At 58.4% G+C, this 16,255-nt stretch carries 20 protein-coding genes, 1 tRNA gene and 1 pseudogene; 9 read left to right on the forward strand and 13 right to left on the reverse strand.

Features of this window, described 5'->3' with window-relative positions:
* From EN935_RS05025 to EN935_RS05040, 4 genes and pseudogenes are all read right to left on the reverse strand, one after another.
* A pseudogene (locus tag EN935_RS05025) lies at positions 1-1,366 on the reverse strand (hypothetical protein); the annotation flags it as partial.
* Positions 1,366-1,554: a hypothetical protein gene (locus tag EN935_RS05030; RefSeq protein ID WP_127262983.1), complete on the reverse strand. Its 189-nt coding sequence runs from the start codon at positions 1,552-1,554 to the stop codon at positions 1,366-1,368. The pseudogene EN935_RS05025 and the gene EN935_RS05030, both read right to left, overlap by 1 nt.
* Positions 1,551-3,068, reverse strand: coding sequence for a terminase (locus EN935_RS05035; RefSeq protein WP_245488865.1), 1,518 nt, complete (start codon positions 3,066-3,068; stop codon positions 1,551-1,553). Before EN935_RS05035 ends, EN935_RS05030 begins: the two co-directional genes overlap by 4 nt.
* Entirely contained in the window at positions 3,046-3,618 is a 573-nt protein-coding gene (locus tag EN935_RS05040) for a terminase small subunit (protein WP_127262483.1), read from the reverse strand. The genes EN935_RS05035 and EN935_RS05040 overlap by 23 nt, the downstream gene beginning before the upstream one ends.
* Positions 3,619-4,765: 1,147 nt before the next feature.
* Between EN935_RS05040 and EN935_RS05050 the strand changes: the two genes are divergently transcribed.
* On the forward strand, positions 4,766-4,999 hold the full coding sequence (locus EN935_RS05050; protein ID WP_127262485.1) for a hypothetical protein: 234 nt from the start codon (positions 4,766-4,768) through the stop codon (positions 4,997-4,999).
* A gap of 224 nt (positions 5,000-5,223) precedes the next feature.
* Here EN935_RS05050 and EN935_RS05055 read toward each other — a convergent pair whose 3' ends face one another.
* The 4 genes from EN935_RS05055 to EN935_RS05075 form a co-directional block, all read right to left on the reverse strand.
* Entirely contained in the window at positions 5,224-5,751 is a 528-nt protein-coding gene (locus EN935_RS05055; protein WP_127262486.1) for a transcription termination/antitermination NusG family protein, read from the reverse strand.
* A 3-nt stretch (positions 5,752-5,754) separates the two neighbouring features.
* Positions 5,755-6,579, reverse strand: a complete 825-nt coding sequence (locus tag EN935_RS41860; protein WP_127262487.1) for an RNase H family protein — start codon at positions 6,577-6,579, stop codon at positions 5,755-5,757.
* A gap of 390 nt (positions 6,580-6,969) precedes the next feature.
* Positions 6,970-7,536, reverse strand: a complete 567-nt coding sequence (locus tag EN935_RS05070) for a hypothetical protein (protein ID WP_127262489.1) — start codon at positions 7,534-7,536, stop codon at positions 6,970-6,972.
* On the reverse strand, positions 7,533-7,751 hold the full coding sequence (locus tag EN935_RS05075) for a DNA-binding protein (protein WP_245468635.1): 219 nt from the start codon (positions 7,749-7,751) through the stop codon (positions 7,533-7,535). The genes EN935_RS05070 and EN935_RS05075 overlap by 4 nt, the downstream gene beginning before the upstream one ends.
* Before the next feature lie 116 nt (positions 7,752-7,867).
* On the opposite strand from EN935_RS05075, the gene EN935_RS05080 reads away from it, so the two are divergent.
* The 4 genes from EN935_RS05080 (at position 7,868) to EN935_RS05095 (ending at position 10,117) form a co-directional block, all read left to right on the forward strand.
* A complete protein-coding gene (locus tag EN935_RS05080) occupies positions 7,868-8,449 on the forward strand; it encodes a hypothetical protein (protein WP_127262491.1) in 582 nt (193 codons plus the stop codon).
* Positions 8,446-9,651, forward strand: coding sequence for a site-specific integrase (locus EN935_RS05085; protein ID WP_127373194.1), 1,206 nt, complete (start codon positions 8,446-8,448; stop codon positions 9,649-9,651). The genes EN935_RS05080 and EN935_RS05085 overlap by 4 nt, the downstream gene beginning before the upstream one ends.
* A gap of 73 nt (positions 9,652-9,724) precedes the next feature.
* Positions 9,725-9,814, forward strand: a tRNA-Ser gene (locus EN935_RS05090).
* 81 nt (positions 9,815-9,895) lie between these two features.
* Positions 9,896-10,117 (forward strand): hypothetical protein, encoded by a 222-nt coding sequence (locus EN935_RS05095; protein ID WP_127262493.1) that lies wholly within the window; start codon positions 9,896-9,898, stop codon positions 10,115-10,117.
* Positions 10,118-10,191: 74 nt separating this feature from the next.
* On the opposite strand, the gene EN935_RS05100 is transcribed toward EN935_RS05095, so the two are convergent.
* Complete coding sequence (locus tag EN935_RS05100; RefSeq protein WP_127262494.1) at positions 10,192-10,449, reverse strand: hypothetical protein; 258 nt, start codon at positions 10,447-10,449, stop codon at positions 10,192-10,194.
* A 155-nt stretch (positions 10,450-10,604) separates the two neighbouring features.
* Here EN935_RS05100 and EN935_RS05105 point away from each other — a divergent pair, with 155 nt between their 5' ends.
* Positions 10,605-11,093, forward strand: a complete 489-nt coding sequence (locus EN935_RS05105; protein ID WP_206534494.1) for a hypothetical protein — start codon at positions 10,605-10,607, stop codon at positions 11,091-11,093.
* Between the two features lie 30 nt (positions 11,094-11,123).
* A complete protein-coding gene (locus EN935_RS05110) occupies positions 11,124-11,330 on the forward strand; it encodes a hypothetical protein (RefSeq protein WP_206534495.1) in 207 nt (68 codons plus the stop codon).
* A gap of 57 nt (positions 11,331-11,387) precedes the next feature.
* Here the strand turns inward: EN935_RS05110 and EN935_RS05115 are convergent, their stop codons facing one another.
* The 3 genes from EN935_RS05115 to EN935_RS05135 all read right to left on the reverse strand — a co-directional run bounded on the left by EN935_RS05115 (position 11,388) and on the right by EN935_RS05135 (position 13,255).
* Complete coding sequence (locus tag EN935_RS05115) at positions 11,388-11,669, reverse strand: hypothetical protein (RefSeq protein ID WP_127262497.1); 282 nt, start codon at positions 11,667-11,669, stop codon at positions 11,388-11,390.
* Positions 11,666-12,241 carry a hypothetical protein gene (locus EN935_RS40670; protein ID WP_164757534.1) on the reverse strand — a complete coding sequence of 192 codons (576 nt, stop codon included), beginning with the start codon at positions 12,239-12,241 and terminating at the stop codon, positions 11,666-11,668. The genes EN935_RS05115 and EN935_RS40670 overlap by 4 nt, the downstream gene beginning before the upstream one ends.
* Positions 12,242-12,601: 360 nt before the next feature.
* Positions 12,602-13,255 carry a hydrolase gene (locus tag EN935_RS05135; protein ID WP_127262511.1) on the reverse strand — a complete coding sequence of 218 codons (654 nt, stop codon included), beginning with the start codon at positions 13,253-13,255 and terminating at the stop codon, positions 12,602-12,604.
* A 152-nt stretch (positions 13,256-13,407) separates the two neighbouring features.
* On the opposite strand from EN935_RS05135, the gene EN935_RS05140 reads away from it, so the two are divergent.
* Both EN935_RS05140 and EN935_RS05145 read left to right on the forward strand, forming a co-directional pair.
* Positions 13,408-14,301, forward strand: coding sequence for a LysR family transcriptional regulator (locus EN935_RS05140; RefSeq protein ID WP_109671273.1), 894 nt, complete (start codon positions 13,408-13,410; stop codon positions 14,299-14,301).
* Positions 14,302-14,580: 279 nt separating this feature from the next.
* Positions 14,581-15,423, forward strand: a complete 843-nt coding sequence (locus tag EN935_RS05145; protein ID WP_245468636.1) for a sterol desaturase family protein — start codon at positions 14,581-14,583, stop codon at positions 15,421-15,423.
* A gap of 76 nt (positions 15,424-15,499) precedes the next feature.
* Here EN935_RS05145 and EN935_RS05150 read toward each other — a convergent pair whose 3' ends face one another.
* Positions 15,500-15,976 (reverse strand): plastocyanin/azurin family copper-binding protein, encoded by a 477-nt coding sequence (locus tag EN935_RS05150; protein WP_127262500.1) that lies wholly within the window; start codon positions 15,974-15,976, stop codon positions 15,500-15,502.
* Between the last annotated feature and the right edge of the window lie 279 nt (positions 15,977-16,255).

A 16,255-nucleotide genomic window follows, 5' to 3' on the forward strand; every position in this document is an offset into this window, starting at 1 on the left:
GGTCCATCTGCGCCATGTCAGCCAGCGTCTTCTGCTGGAAATTCTCGGCCATGATCTCGCCGGCAATGGCCGCGATGTCGCGGGCGATACGAACCAGTTCGTTCTGCCGGTCACGGATGCGAACCGAGCCGTATTGCGTCTTGATCTGCTGCGCACCGAGCGTTTCGTTCGGATTGCTCTCGCCGCGCATGATGTCCGACAGGCCACTGATCTGGTAGATGTCGTCGATCAGCTCCTTGCGGAGCGAGATGAGCTGGGTGATCGTCGTCGCGATCATGTCCAGCGGAAGCCAGACGATCGTATCCTTTGCGGCACCGTTGCCAAATGCTGCCCAATTCGACACCGGCACCATGACCTGGCGGTCGTTGGTCGACTTCAGTGCGGCTTCGATGGCATCGCCGATTTCACCGGCACCAGAGGGATAGAACCCCCGAACCCGAAGCCCCTGCGTCAGCGCGGAGATCCGGTTGGTGATGTCGTTGATTTCCTCGATCTGATCCTTGTAGAACAGATAATCCGGGACCGGGATCAGGCTTTCAGGCTGAAGCGTTCCATATGCCGGCTCCGGACATGGGAAGAAGCCTTCCAACGTCAGATGCGGCTCACCTTCATCGAGCACGACATCGACGCCAGGCGAGACCCAAACCACCTTGTTTTCAGACTTCGACCAGATTTCCCAGACGCGCGCCTTCAGCTTGCCATCATGGTTGTTCTTGTCGTCCTTGCGGACGGCGAACTCGGCATCCTGATAGGCATTGCCGGACGTGGCGCGGAAACGCTTCCGCATCTCCTTGCGCGTCATCCAGGCGCCACCGCCGACCCAATCAACTTCCCGCCATGTGCGGGCCGGATCATGCACGAAATCCTTGCGGTTCTTGTGGTCGATGCAAACCCGCTCGACGAAGTCGTTGTCCTTGCTCTTTGCCTCGTAGCGGAGCCATGCGCAGCCGCGATTGAGCAGGGCCAGATCGTCTCTGATACGGCGCATGACGCCGTCGATGCGCTCGCGATCGAATGTGACCACGGTGCAGCGCTCGAGGAACTCCGCCGTGGTGCGCTGCACCGGCCGGCGATCCTGAAAGCGCGGCGCAACCACCGGCACCGGGGGCCGGGAATACATCGACGGCTTAAGCACCTCGATGTTGGCCCAGAATATCTGGAATTCACGGTCGCGCGTGATGCTGGCCAAGCGGGCAAGCTCGGCATAGCGCTTCTGGATGTTGGTGCAGCGCTCCTGGTAGTCGGCGAACCCAGCCTTTTCCTGATCCTTGATGAGCTTCAACCAGCCCTTGGAGGATTTGGGTTTCAGCGACGGATCGACGGCTTCGCCATCGTCCATCACGTCGTCGTCGCTTTCGGTCGCCATTAGGCTACTACCTGCTTAGACAGCCATTCAGGCATCCGCTTGCCTTCCTCTGGCTCTGGCGCACCGTTCAGCGCTTTGAACTGATCCGCCTTCACAAACTCGCCGATGACGACATCTGCAATCAGCTCATAGCCTTGGCCGTCAGGCCCTTCGAAGCGATGGCCGGCGCGGTACAGTGGTTCGGTCATACGCGTATCCTTCGGATGCCTGCGCCGTCGTCGGGCGCACCGGGCAACATGATCTGGCCGGCCTTCGGGATTTCCTTCGGCCGCTCTTTCGGCTTGCCGGTCCATGGTCGCGACATGCAGGCATACCGAGTCTCGTCAGCAGCGTGATCTTCCTGCTTGGTGTCGAGGTCTTCCGGGTGCGCTTCGTCATGCTGGAGCGCCGGCAGTGTCCGAATGGTGTGAATGCAGGTGTCGAAAATCACCAGCATCGGACGGCCGTCTTCGTCACCTGTCAGGCGACCGCGCAGTTGATCCCATCCGCCCATGGCGCCGCGACCGGCCGTCCGCTTGTTGTCGGCCTTGCGGAAGGTCGATCCATTGGAACCGGTCGTTCCCCGGGCCATGCGCTCGGCGAGCGAGGGGCCACCATCCTGGGCGAACGCAGCGGGATCGAGCACGCCATAGACGATGATGTCATCGTAATCGCGTTGCCTGACGCCAGCGCCGACGGCTTCCGCGTGCAGCTTCAGGCCGACATCGGGCAGATACTTGCCGGACTTGTCGACCTTCACCCCATACCATTCGCGGTATTTGACCAGGGCGCCACGCGGAATGACGACGCCGGGCGCAATGATCGTGTCGTCCGACGCCACCGCATACCAGCCAAAGGCGAAAGGCTTTGCGCTACCCCAGTCACCAGCGCGGAAGCGGATCCAGTGATCGGGAAGCGTGAAGGGCTTCACCACATGCCGCCGACGTTCGAAGTTGTCGAAATAGGCTCCCTCGACAACATCCCAGTCGCCATATCGCATGGCGCGGACCAAGCTTTCCGACCCAAGACCCATCAGCCGGTTTTCGTAGCCGGGGTCGTTGTCGTTCATGCTCGGATTGTCTTCGAGCTGGGCCGGGATGAACTGCCGCCGCATACCGCCTTCGCTGGGCTCGGTCGTGTAGACCCTCATCGCCTTGGCGCCGTCGATGAACGTGACCTTGACGAACTGGTGGCCGATTCCGCCCGGGTTCGCGCCGCATAGGATGCGCGGGAATCGGCCGGCGTACTTCGCGGGAAGCTTTATGCCGACCATGCGGACGCGGTTGCGGAGGAACCGGTAAATCACCTCCGTGAAGTGGGTCAACTCGTCGATCAGCAGGACGTGGATTTCGGCGCCCTGATACTTGAAACGGTCCTTCTCGTCCTTGCAATGGCAGAGGTAGATCCTGGACCCGTTCCAGAACCGAATTTCATCCTCGACGATGGAGCAGAAGCCGCATTCCACCCAGCCGGCGAGCAACGCGCGAAAGCCTTGCGGGCCTTCCATGTGGTTCTTGATCAGGTCTTCCCGAATTCGACGGAATAGATAGACCTGAAGCCCCGGAATTTCCGAACACCACGTTATCGCGGCAGAGCGCATCAGATGCGACTTCCCGCCCCCCGCTGCCCCGCCATAGAGCGCTTCGGTTGCTTCCGTCTCGAATGCCAGGGCCTGCTTGTCGTGCAGGTCCAGATTGATCTCAGCGCTTGCTGAGGCGGACATTGACCACCGGGACAAGCGGCGCGCCGTCCTTACCGGTATGCTCGACGCGTTCCTTGAACATGCCCAGATGCTTGCCGAGGTCGACCAGCGCGCCTTTCTTGTCGTGAAGCTTGATCTTCACGCCGCCGGTTGCGGTCTGGCTGACTTCGGAAATCGCGGCTGCGGTGTCGTCGTCCAGTTCGTCACTCGCCACCATCTGCACAGTGTTCGTGACGGCCGTTCGGATCACCAGGACATCGCCGCCGTCCGGATTATCTTGTTCGATGATGAGGGCACTCTGCCACTTGATCGCCTTGCGAATGTCCGAAAAGCCGATCTTCGCCAGTTCGGCGACGATGCGCTCCTGAGTGACGCCAAGCTTTTTGGCGATGGCTTCCTGCCTGGCTGCAATGGCAGCGGCGACACCAACATTCCCTAACAGGCGCGGACCCTGCACATCTGCGGTCAATTCGCTGTAGCCGGCCCGCTTTGCCGCCTGTGTGGCGTTCAGGTCGATCATGAATTCGTCGACGAAGCGCGCTTGCTTCGGGGTCAACTCGTTTGCGGGCATAGATGGTCCTCCCGGTCTGAGCGGGTGCAAGTTTGTAGAAATGTCACCGCCATGGTTTGCTGCATGAGCGATGTTCAACGCGCATCTTCGCTGGGGGCCCTATGGCGGACGCGAAATACTACGTCTTCAGAGAAGGTGATCGTTGGAAGGTCCGGTACGACGGAGAGGTCTACTCATACGTTTCGAACGTCGCCGCTGTCGTGGCAGCAATCAGAGGGGCGAAGGTCGCCGCGTCGCACGGGCACGTGGCAGAGGTCCTGGTTCAAGGCGCCGACGGCAAATGGCGCACCGAATGGCCTTCCGAGTAGATCGCCGTCTTTTCGCTTTCCCGGTCCAAAACGACCGCAGCCACCTTGCCGGCCGATTCTCCCGGTCTGAGACGGTGCAGATTCCTGGAACAAAGGATACGTTGCGCGGTTACAGACATTAGCGGAGGCTAATGGGATGCTACTTGCCATATGCAGTGCGACGGCGGCTGCTGTCCTCGGGGCCAAGAGTTCCGAGGCGGAAATTCTTGGGGTGGTTGACCTCACGAGCAAAACGGAAGGCCAGATCACCACGCGGCTCGGGGAGGCCATTCAGTTCGTGGCTAACGCTTCGGTTCTTGGATATGACGTCCGAGGAGCGATGGTGTTCTACGGCGAACCGGGGACCCCCAGCTTAAGGGCCAAAGACTGCGAACGGTTGTGGGCACAATATGGGGCTGCCCTGCTTCAGCCATAGTATCGGGGCTACCGAGGCCGGCTAGTCGAAAGCACTATGTGGAACTGAGCGCGTTTCGGTTACGTTAGGCCTCACTAATGAAGGAGGCGGGGATGAGGTTCATTGCGATCCAAGAACCGACCGACTACTGGATGGTGTACGATCTAGTTTCCGAACTTCCAGCTGAGATTGCCGGCAGAGTGCTCATTGGGCTTGCGCGGGATGAAGCCGAGATGTTGCTCTGGCGACTCCAAACTCCAGCGGGAAGACAGCGACTGACGGTTTCTACACCGGCACCTTGGCGAATTGCCGTATGAGCAGGCTGAAGCGAGCAGTCCAAGTGCGCCCTGATCCAGCATAGGCGCGCCCCAGCAGGCTGGGAATCAGCCAGGAAGGAACTGGTCGCTAAACGCAGCGTTAGGCCTCCAGTCAATGGAGGAATGTCATGGACGACGATCTGCGCCAGAAATTGAAAGAACTCAGCACCAGCATGCAAACCAGGGCGGCAGAACTCGCATTGCCCGGCGGGAACACCGATATTTCCGCGCTGATGTCAGGTATTGCGGTCACCCTTGAAGCCCTCTTGGTAATTGCCGAGGAGAGCAAGACACCACGGTCCGGCCCCTCTGTGGAGCCTGCAACCTCCATTTCTGAATCTGATGGAAGTGGCGGCGACTGAACGCCCTCGTCACCCCGGTCTGGAACGCTTCGTAACGCCACGTAACGTTACATCACTGTGACATGTTGACGGTTCACGTGACCAACGTTTGCAAACAGCAGCTAACGTTTGAATTTCTGGAATATGTCCCTGAGCGCGGGGGCGGCGAAATCTTGCCCCCGCATCGGCCCGGCGAGTGATCCGAAGATCCCGCTCAGTCAGCCGCAAATCGCCTATGTGTGGTATTACGCTACCTTCGCCAGATTTTCAAGTTCTATCGATGTTGGCACCGCTCGGCCGAAGATCGAGACCAGCACCTTTGCCTTCCGATTGTCCTTCACCGCGTCGATGAGGCCTTCCAGCCCGAGGAACTGGCCTTCGGCGATCCTCACCTTGTCGCCAGCGTGGAGCCGGTAGCCATCTTCGCGGGTTTCATCAAACGCGCCGCTTTCCACCGCCCGGCGAATCCGCACGACCACATCGTCATAGACGGGCACCGGGAAGCCCTGGACACGCAGCACCTTGTTGATGCCATCGATATCATCCAGCTCAGAGCAGCGATCCGGTGACCCTAGGCGAACGAACCCGTAGCGCACGAACAGCGGGAAGTCCTTCATCATCCATTTCTTCGTCCGGTGATGCTTGATTTCCTTGCGCCAGAACGGCCAGAAAACTTCGTAGCCGGCGCGCAGCAGTTCATCGCGCGCCTTGCGCTCAGTCGACGGCGCCGATTCCACCACATACCAGAGGTTAGCTTGCGCGCGCTGGTTCATTCGCTACACCGAATATTGGAGTTGCTGTTTGATCAGATCGAGAGGCGTGACTTCCACAGGGACAGCCTCTTCGCGCCCCTGCCCCGCCAGCTCGTCGGCCCGCTCATTGCCCACGGCGCCGGCATGGCCCTTTACCCACTGGACCTTGACGAATTGCAGTTCATCGCGCGCCCTGTCGATCGCCTGCCATAGGGCAAGGTTCGCGATAGACTGGTTTTTCTCGCTGGCGTTTTCGCCCTTGCGCTTCCAGCCCTTGGCTTTCCAGCCCGGAACCCACTCGTTCAGGCCTTTGACCGCATACTGGCTATCGCAGTAGATCACCACAGGCTCAGCCGGCGCCGAGGCCGCGACCCAGGCCAATGCCATCAGCAGGCCGGTCAGTTCCATGGTGTTATTTGTGGCAGTGGCCGCGCCGCCGAAGCTGGCATCAATCTCAACGCCGTCCTTATACGCTGCAAAGCCCCACCCGCCGACGCCGGGATTAGGTTCGCAGCACCCGTCACAGTAGATCACCAGCGCATCGGCCGGCATCTCATGCGTCTGTCCGTGCGCCGGCTTTGCCTTGCCCTTTTTCTTCGGCGCGAACGGTTGACCGCGTGTCGGCACCGGCCGAGGCGTAGCCGCACCAGTGCAGATGATATCCTGCAGCTTCTTGAGCAGCGGGAAATGCGAAGCCGAGCGATCAGCCGGAAACTTAATGCGCTGGTCGCTCAGCTTCTGGACAAAGAACGCGGCTTGACGCTCGCTGACGATCGACTTGGTGTCGACCCCTTGAGCTACGAGCCATTTGCGCAGCGGTTCGAGGCCCGCCGGCCAAACGTATTTCATGTGGTCTTTTCCTTTCACAATGCACCGTTCGTTTCAGGTCGAGGACAGTGACTGGTCCGGCCAAAAACCTCGTCGGCGAAAGCCCTTAGTTCCCTCTCGATGACGTCATCGGCCAAGCCGGCCGACACCATCTGGGTTCGCATACCTGCAATCACCTGTTTCCAGTACTGGTCGGCACCCTTTCCGGATCGATCGGACAGAACTTCGACGGTTCGACGGATCTTTCCGACACGGCGGTTTGTCGGGAAGGGAAGGATGTCACACGATGCATCAGTGATCGGCTGTGCGCTCAGACTCCGCATCGATATCCCCTCCGATATATGTATAGGACTTCGGAACTCCGAAATGTGCTGGGTATTGAATTCATTGAATTTTTGGGCGCCGAAATCATCACGAGGCCTCGCGCATTTCGGAATTCCCAAGCGGCGGCATTTCGGGATTCCGAAGCGAGGTTTTTTTCTTCCGCCCGAGCTTGCCGCGCTGTTCGGCCAATTGCTTCCTGACTGTTGTCGACCACTCTTTCGCCTTTGCCATAGTGAAACGGCGCCATTCGTTTGTTGCAGCCGCCCCTTCGAAATCCCCTGTAAAGGTCAAACGATATGTGTTCGGATGAGACGTGCCATCGCCAGCCTTCCCACGCTTGACTCGAACGATCCCTTTGAACTCGAGCTCACCGGTCGCATCGGCCACGTATTCGCCGGTAACGCCGTAGTCGATGAACTGAGTATGGGTCACGACAAGCCGGCCGTTGCTAAGTGCGCCGTGCGAGACGTGTTCAATCATTAACCGGAAGAGTGCCCTGTAGGCGTTGCCGCTGAGCGTACGGAACGCGTCAGACTCCATGAAGTCGGCCGTCAAAGCCTGCCAGCCGTTTTCGTCGATAGGCGGCTTGGTGCGCTTCCTGACTAGATTGTAGGTCTTGCCCCTGGTGGTCCGATCTTTCTGACTGGCGCTCAAGCAGCTACCGCCTTCTTGTCATTGACGCTCATCTGGAGGCCAAGCCGGGCGGCGATCGGCGCCACCGGGACTACAATCCGGCCGCCAATCTTGATTGTTTCGAAGTCCCCTCTTTTCGCGGCGCTGTAGGCGGCGTTTCGGCCCAAATCGTAAAAGACTGCACCCGCAACCGGAACAGATACCGTTGGGCGCGCCAGAGCTTCGTCAAGCGTCAAAGTGACCTCCATTAGGTTATGCGGAAGATGCGCATATTTCGTTCTAAGCCAATTCGGCATTGTTCGCAACGCGAATATGTGCATATTCCCCAATTTCACACGAACGGGGACAGCCGATGCCAAAGGGGTACAAGGGGCGCGAGAAGACCGAGCGGCTCCATATGCTCATTTCGCCTGAGGAGTTGGAGGCCGTCGACAATTGGCAGCACGCAAACAAGGTTGCAACGAGATCGGACGCGATGCGCCGCCTTGTTCAGATTGGAATGCGAACGGTGCGGTCGATGCCGTCAATCGTCAAAGATGTGGCCGAAGTTCTCGACCTTGCAGCAGAAGCAACAGATATTCCTGAACAAGTACTCGCCGGCTTGGAGGTGGAGGATGCCCCCCAAGTCGAGGTAGACAAAGTCATTGCTCATAGGCTCTACGATTCCGTGAATTTCGTATTCAACAGACAGATTGAAGCACAGGACAATCTATTTCGCCTCCTCGTTGAAATAGCGCCACTCATAAACAACCCTGCGCTTTCGGAGGCGATCAAAGACGCCGACCGCCTTGCGGCGGAGGAATATCCCAACGAAGAAATCTTGCTGGCGATCGGCGCATCTCGCAAAGTTCAGCTTGAATGGTGGAGAAAGCGGAGAGACAAAATCCAGGCCCAGCGCCAAAAAGCCCAAGAAAAACGCGAGGTGAGCGAATGAAGGGCCATATCCGCGAACGCAGCCCAGGCCATTGGGCAATCGTATTAGACGTCGGCGAGATCGACCCTAAGACCGGCAAGAAGAAGCGCAAATGGCATAGCTTCAAAGGCTCGAAGCGCGAGGCGCAGAAGGAATGCTCCCGCCTCATTACGGTTCTCGACCAAGGCCTCTATGTTGAGCCGACCAAGCAGACGGTTGCCGAGTTCCTGGACGAGTGGCTCGGCTTTATCAGGCCGTCTGTGGCGCCCAAGACGCACGAGCGGTACGCCGAGATATGCCGTAAAGGTATGGCTCCGCTTATCGGCAACGTGATCCTGTCCAAGTTGAAAACTGATCGAATTGATGCCGCCTTCACCACCGCACTGACAGCTCCGCGTGTCGATCATCGCCGGAGGAACGACGGTGAGCCTTTGAAACCTCTCCCGCCGTTGTCGCCTCGAACGGTTCACCACTACCGGAGAGTGCTGGTCAAAGCGCTAGGCCAAGCCGTGACATGGGAGAGGCTTTCTCGCAATCCTGCCTTGGCTACAACTCCGCCAAAGGTCGAGCGACAGAAGATGCTCGCCTATGATGTGATCCAGACAGCGACGCTGCTTGAGACCCTCCGGCCGACGAGAATGTTTATCCCGATTTTGTTGGCTGTGACGTGTGGCTTGCGTCGCGGCGAGATCCTTGCCCTTCGGTGGCGGCACCTGGAGCTTGGAGACAATCGCCGGCAGATGTCGATCGAAGAGAGCGCCGAGCAGACCGCTGACGGCGTGCGCTACAAAGAACCGAAGAGCGGCCGGGCCAGGACGGTGGCGCTTTCGGCCAGCACTGTCGCCGAACTGAAGGCGCATCGCGCGCGCCAGGCCGAGGAACAGTTGCGCCTTGGCATTCGTCCGGACGCCGACAGCTTCGTTGTGGCCCAGGTCGACGGCCAGCCCCTGCAACCCCGTTCCCTCACGCATGAGTGGGTGCGCGTTCTCGGCAAGACATCCCTGCCCCGCATCCGATTCCACGATTTGCGGCATACCCACGCCACGCAGATGCTTTCGGCCGGGGTTCACCCGAAGATAGCAAGCGAGCGCCTGGGACATTCGAACATCGGGATCACGCTAGACCTTTATTCGCATGTCATGCCAGGAATGCAGGCCGACGCAGCGGAGCAAGTTGACGTGGCATTGCAGGCGGCTATAAGCAGCGAGCGAAAAGGCAAATAGTTGCAAAGTGCGTTGCAAACGACAATCCGTCGCCCGCAACAAATAGACAAAAGCACAATGATTTCAACTGTTTGGAGGAATGGCCGAGCGGTTTAAGGCACCGGTCTTGAAAACCGGCGTGGGTGCAAGCTCACCGTGGGTTCGAATCCCACTTCCTCCGCCATATGCCGCTGATTTACTTATCTAATAAGAAATTTTAGTGTTCTTGCGTACAAATTAACGCACAACGAGGTCGCCAGAGAAAATGGACGTTCGTCGGGTGGTGGCCGTTTGGTATCAGGGCCGTCTTGTCCCTGAGGAATCAATGGTCAGCAAGCATTTCATTGTTCTCCCCGGCGAACGCTATGAACGGCATTGGACATCGAAAGCCGCGCATGTCTTGGTCGACTTTTACCTAGAGCACTGGAAATGGGTGATTGGGACCATGATCGCCGTGATTGCTCTCACCGTCGCGATCCTGCGTTGAATAAGCCCGCCACCACCGGTTAAGGGTCAGCGGGCTTTTGTCGCACGTTTGGAAATAATCAGAATCTGCCCCGCTTACGCGAAGACGATGTCGGCCGCTGCTCCCTTACCAACCTTGATGGCAGCATGGCAGTCTTTCAGTTTTTTAGACGCGCCGCTCCTGCCGTGAGCCCGACGGATGTAGTCGAAGACGTGGCGCGCGATGTCGCCTTCGCCAGTGAAAACAAATGGCCCGTTGGCCGTACTCACCGTGACGGTTTTGTAGACCTTATCGAGCGGGGGGCCGGGATCGTTGTTGCCGAACGTCACATCTCCCCGGAGCAAAACGTGCATTGCTGAAACTCTCTGGTTTGGGTGGATCGGGAAGCTGATCTCATATTTGCCAGTAGATCAAGTGGCCGCCGTGAGGCGACGTCAGCCGACCCCGGTGCCAATTGCGGTGCCATTTCTTTCCTGCGACACTCAGGGTAATATTGGGGGGCGAAAAGGTGGACTGGATGAACATTGCGGCTCTCGCAGTCGCCCTGATCGCCTTGGCGATGTCTGCTCATTTCTGGAGGCGTCAGTTTCGCCCGATTGTCACTGCGATGGTCAAGACACACTCCGGCGGCAATACGGGAATCGCCTATAATCTCGTTGTTCTCAACTCAGGATCCATTCCCGCTCGCGACGTCTGGTTCGAAGTCGCGGACGCTAAAGCCCTGGCTGCTGCATTAGGTCGAGGCGCCAATAATAAGGACAAAAAGGCGTGGTTGTCCTGTTTCGACCGTAGGGACATGATTCCAGTGCTGCACAACGGCGCACAGGTCTCTTGTTCATTTGGCGTGACTGAAGGGGAAGAAAAAGGGTTCTGGAGGAACGCCGCGGAGTTCCCGATCCGCATCCATTACAAGGGATGGTTCGGAAAGAACTATTTTGAGACGATGACCTTGCGGATGGTTGATACTGACACTTTCACCGGCTTCATGTGGGAGTGAAAAAGCAGAGCAACAATGGAAGAAAGCAGCATGACCGCCATGTTAGAGAATCATATCGCCTGGATGAAGAAGGAGGTTGTCAGTCTGAATGCTCGCATCGAGATGATCGAAGCCGGAAAGGCCCGCTTCTACTCAAAGCACGATAATGGGCCGTCTGTAGACACGACAGACACTATCCTTGCAGACAACAAGGAATTGAAGGCCGAGCTTGAAGGGCTGAAGGAATACGACAATTAGGCCCAAAATGGCCCGCTGCCGAGAGGTGGCGGGCCAATATCGCCAGTTGGCGGATTTTCAGTGCCGGCCCGTGGTGGGTGCGTCCAAGAACGCCTCGAAGGCCTCAGCCGCCTTTTCCGTAGAGTTGCAGCCCCGTACAATAGCCGCAGCGATCCGGAGCATATCCGACCTGCTCCCGACGATCCTCGCGACAACGACGTTTTCTGGACTGCAGTCCAAGGTCGAGCGCTGGGCCACGAACAAGGTGAGCCTGAGATTGTCGCCCATTGTGGTCGTTGGCGCATTTCCTGTGACGAAGATGTCTGGAACGATGGCCGGTTCGACGAGCGGCGTGCTCATGACACCGTCTCAGCCAACGAAGCTTCGGTGCCCGCGACTAAAAGCCTTCCCGTGGCTCCGTCAAGGATAGTGATTATGAGATCAAGGTCGTTCTTGGCCTGAACGATCCTGTCGGTCATCTCCATTGCGAGGTCAGGATTCGCTTCGAACAAGGCTACAAGTTCCCCCTTGGGTTTGAACATAGTTAGCCAAGCAATGCGAACCGAGACTAATGTCGGGTTACACCAATCAACGTTTGAAGGCGGGGTCCACTCGCCTTCCTTATGCTTCCACTCTTCGAACTGAACGGCAGCAAATTCATCATCAGTCATTTCAGACTGGTCGGCGTCCGCACATTCGAAGTGCGAACCGTGATCGATCATGTTCATTGGGTCTTCCTTTCTCTCTCGGAAGTCCCCCGCCTTTGTCAGTCCAGATGATTCGGCTTTACCTTGGGTTACCGCAGGCGTTCCGCAAGTAACTTCCATGGCCGCCGGCATACCCATATCACGCACCTGTTTGCGCAGCGGCGTTCCTGTGCATGTCGTGTCGGCACGCGCCGGCCATGCGAACCGGTCGGTCAAGTTGAACATTTATGCGCACCTCCTGCCAGGACAGCAGGAAGCCGCCACAGCGGTGGGTAACAGTTTGTACCTAAGACATGGGTGACAACCTCGTGCCGAACGGGTTGTCGATTGGTTGCAAAGTCCCCTGTTCCAGGTCGATATATCCGAGATCATATTGCATGAAGCTCAAGAGCCAAATGCGTCGTCGACCTCGGTGATGCCGAGCCTCTGTCCTGGATAATGGCTGGAGGAAGTGGTCGTTGATCATGCCGGCCGCCCTGCATTCAGGCATGGGCGGCCGTCTTGTGGAGCGGGGGTGACGCGGCTCGATAAGCAGTCAGCATGTTGGCGCTGGATCGCTCAAAACTTTCGTCACCTCCGCCCAGATCAACCCGTGGTGCTCGGCACAGGCGTGTTGAGAAGCTGCTGCTCCCAAAGATACGCGATGCCGCTGCCGCCGAAGTGCTGGATGAGAATCTCGGTCAGCTCCTCGACATGCTCGGTGCGCGCCCAATCGCGTTGCCATTCGCCAGCGAGCGCCATCACGGTCATCACGTTCGCGCCGGCCGCGATCATTCGCTGGATGGCAACTTCGTGAGACTCCTTCGAAATCCCGCCCGACGCGTCGGTGATCACGGTCACGTCCCAGCCTTCGCCGGCGGCCTGGATGACAGGCATTGCGACGCAGACCTCGGTCCACAGACCGGCGATGATCAGCTGCTTGCGGCCAGTCGCCTTGACGACGCTCACCACATTCTCGTCCTGCCAGGTGTTCACCCAGGTGCGATCGATGACTTCCTGGTCCGGAAATACCTCGGTGATCTGCTTAAAGAGAAGTCCACCGCGCGCCGCGATCACGCTGGTGAGAATGGTCGGAACATTGAAGGCTTTTGCCAGCTTCGCCAGCGCGGTCGTGTTGTTGACCACCATGTGCGGATCGTGGCTGTTCAGGTTTGCGAGCTGGTAAGGCTGGTGGTCGATCAAAACGAGGACCGAATCCTCGGGGCGAAGAAGTGAATCAAGGCCGTTACGAAAGGTCATAAAGACGTTCTTTCTCCGTCGCGATGGACGGCAATGGGTTCATGGGAGACATGCGCCGGCGGGCGACGTTGCCTGGACGCAATTTGCTGTTCCTTTTGGTGATGCGGTAGTGCCATGTTCAGGCAAGCTGTGTCGCTAAACGAGGAACACCAATGGACATCGAAGATCTACAGACATTCGTCGCAGTGGCCGACGCCGGGGGCGTATCGGCCGCCGCGCGCCGGCTCGGCGTCTCCAAGTCAATCGTCAGTCGGCGGCTCTTTCGGGTTGAAGCGGAACTTGGCGTCCAGCTGCTTGCACGAACGACCCGCGGCGCCTCGCTCACAGAAGCGGGCATCACGTTCAGAGACCATGCGGCCCGAGCCAGCGCCGAGATTGATACGGCCAGGGAAACGATCCTCCCCACAGGTGAGCTGCGCGGCCGCCTGAGGGTTGCCATGCCGCTTACTTTCGGCGCGACCCATTTCGCCCCCGTGCTAGCGGAAATGGCGCGTCTGCACCCGAAGCTTCACATCCATACTTCTTACAGCGATCGCTTCGTCGATCTCATCGCAGAGGGTTTCGATTGCGCGATCCGGGGCGCCTACCTTCAGGACTCCAACCTAATCGCGAAGCGCGTCGGGCCGATCCATGGAAAGCTTGTCGCGAGCCCGGATTACATCAAAGCGCACGTACCACCCGAGACTCCGGACGAACTCGTCACCCATCAGGCCCTCATGCAGGGAACGGAAGCCTGGCAGTTCATAGATGGCGACAAGATTGTTACGGTCCAGCCGCAGGGCAGGTTCAAGGCCGACAGCGCCACGGCGCTTGCCGCTGCCGCGGCGGCAGGTCTCGGCATCGCCTGGCTCCCCGATTGCATCACACATGAATATGTGGCCTCCGGTGCGCTGGTCCCGATCATGACACGCTATCCGGTGCCTCCGGGAGCCGCGTATGTCGTCCGCCCGCCGGGTCAGCATCCTACGCGGAAAGTGCGGGTGCTCACCGAGATGCTGATTGAATATTTCAAACGCAACCCGGATCTTTGGGGTCTTGACGGCTAGGACACGAACAGTTCGAAGCCTTGTCAAGGAACCGTGTTCGACGGTCCCATTACTCCGAGCCGTCGCGTTCGGCGACATTTGCTCGCACGTTCCGCTTACTACGACACAGCGTCGGGATGCACCGGGAATAGCAGGTTTCAGGCCGACCTTGTTGGACTTTGACAGCCGATATCGGTCGCGGGATCCTGTTTATCGCAGCGCGACAGCGTAGGGCTCGTCATCGTCAGGTGCGGTCCGCCACCCAAAAACGGCAGAGCCTTTAGCCCTTTGGAAAGGGAGATGTGGTTCTTCTCAGAGGCGCAGACGGCGCGCCGGGGCGAATGGATGGATATCTTTGGCATCAAGGCACTGTTGATCTGCGCGCTGATCTTCATTCCGTTCGAACATCTGTTTGCCGAGCGGCCGCAGAAGATTTTCCGCAAGGGTCTGGCTGTCGACCTGATCTATCTGCTGTTCAACGGCTTCATCGTAAAAGTTGCCATCGTCATGATAGCGGCCGGTGCCCTCGGCGCCGCTGAAATGCTCGTCCCGCAATCGATAACGCAAGCCGTCAGCGGTCAGCCCGTCTGGCTGCAGGTTGCGGAGATCATCCTCATCACCGATATCGGCGTCTATTGGGCACATCGAGCCTTCCACAAAATCCCTGCACTTTGGAAGTTCCATGCAGTTCACCATGGCATCGAGGAACTGGATTGGCTCGGTGCTTTCCATAATCATCCGGTCGACATCATCGTCACGAAGGCAGTATCGCTGACGCCGGTCTATTTCCTCGGCTTCTCCGACGCCTCAATCGCCCTCTTTTCGATGATCTACTTTGGCCACACGATGCTTGTTCATTCCAACGTGCGGATTCCGTTCGGCCCCTTGAAGTGGCTGATCGCCAGCCCGCAGTTCCATCGCTGGCACCATGCCAACCAGCGCGAAGCCTATGACAAGAACTTCGCCGGGCAGTTGCCTGTCCTCGACATGCTGTTCGGAACTTACAATGTCACCGGTGACAAGGTGCCGGAGAAGTACGGCGTCGATGATCCGATCCCCTCCACCTATTTCGGCCAGATCGGCTATCCGCTCCTGCCCCGCAGGAAGCTTGTGAAGCGAGCAGCGCAGAGCACTGAAGCCTGACGGGTTGGCATCGACGGACATGAAACCAAAAACCCGCCGCTCCTTTGGCGCGGCGGGTGCCTCATCAAATCACGGCCTACTTGACCAGGATGGTCGCCCACATTCCATTCATGAAGTGGCCGGGAATGTTGCAAAAGACGGCATAGTTGCCAGGCTTGAGGTCTAGCGTCAGTGATCCGGTCTTGCCCGGATCAAGCTCGGAGACTTCGCCGAGATGGCCTGCCGCATCCTCGTTGACGCGGTTTTCATTTGGCACATAGGGCAGCGTTGTCCTTTTGGCGTCGCTCACCGGCACCACGATCATCTCATGGACCGTGTCCTTGGAGCTGTTCTGAACCTCGAAGGTCACCTTGCCCGCTAATACGACGGTCTGGTCCAGCTTGATCCTCATGGTTGCCATGCTCATGTTTGCCGGCATGCCCATTCCCATCTTTGCATCGGGGTTCGCGACGCCATCCTTGTCCCACAGCTTGACGTTTACGATCGTGTTGGCGAAGGCGGGTGCCGACGCGGCTAGTAGGACGAGGACCAGTCCGGTCTTGAAGGGCTGCATGTTCGAAAGGCTCCTGATCGCTTGCGGCGACCCCGCAAGCACTGATTGGGGAATGATTCTTGGTCGCGGCACTCGGCTAGAACAGCCACGCTGACAACAAGCTGACAGTGAAAATTTGGTTGGGCGGCCCATCAGCGGCGCGGATGCAGTTGTTAGCCAGTTGTCAGGTTGAATTGGCTATGTCGCACCAATGACGGTGAAATCGCCGTCTGACACGGCCGATCGAAATCCCAACCGCAGGCGTGACATTCGCGCCCAACCTCCCGAATGGAGCCATCA

Origin of the sequence: Mesorhizobium sp. M7D.F.Ca.US.004.03.1.1 (assembly GCF_003998635.1) — a bacterium.
GTDB classification, from domain to species: Bacteria; Pseudomonadota; Alphaproteobacteria; order Rhizobiales; family Rhizobiaceae; genus Mesorhizobium; species Mesorhizobium loti.